At 64.3% G+C, this 549-nt stretch carries 1 protein-coding gene; it reads left to right on the top strand.

Going from position 1 to position 549, the window contains the following annotated elements:
- Positions 1–82: 82 nt before the first annotated feature.
- Positions 83–549: IS110 family RNA-guided transposase (locus NKI59_RS35040; RefSeq protein ID WP_352709087.1), on the top strand; the 467-nt coding region annotated here is incomplete at its 3' end.

The following is a 549-nucleotide window of genomic DNA, read 5'->3' as shown; positions in this document are numbered from 1 at the left end:
CGGCATGATGGGGTGGACGGCGCCCGACGGCATCGGATGTGCCAGAATGAGTTCGTTGAGATCTCAAACAAGGGAGCCGTCCGTGGAACACCTTATCCGTATTGGCATGGATACGTCCAAGAGTGTTTTTCAGCTGCATGGTGTCGACGCTGCGGAGCGTTCGGTGCTGGTGCGTAAATTGCAACGGCGGGCGGTAGTCCCGTTCTTCGCCAAGCTTGCGCCGGTGAGGATCGGGCTGGAGGCGTGCGGTGGCTCGCATTACTGGGCGCGCACGCTGTCGGGGCTGGGTCATGAGGTGGTGCTGATCGCGGCGCAGCACGTGAAGCCGTATGTGCGGCGCGGCAAGCATGACGCGGCTGACGCCGAGGCGATCTGCGAGGCGATGAGCCGGCCCAGGACACGCTTTGTTGGGATCAAGAGCGGCGAGCAGCAAGCGGCGCAGATGCTGTTTGGGGTGCGCGAGCAGCTGGTGCGGCGGCGCACGCAGCTTTCCAACACGATCCGCGGCTACGCAGCCGAATTCGGCCTGGTGGCCGCACAAGGCCTTGC

Source organism: Mesorhizobium sp. M0598 (assembly GCF_040320865.1).
In the GTDB taxonomy this organism is placed as follows: Bacteria; Pseudomonadota; Alphaproteobacteria; order Rhizobiales; family Rhizobiaceae; genus Mesorhizobium.
The sequence above is the reverse complement of the archived record's forward strand: the minus strand, read 5'-3'. Positions and strand labels throughout refer to the sequence as shown.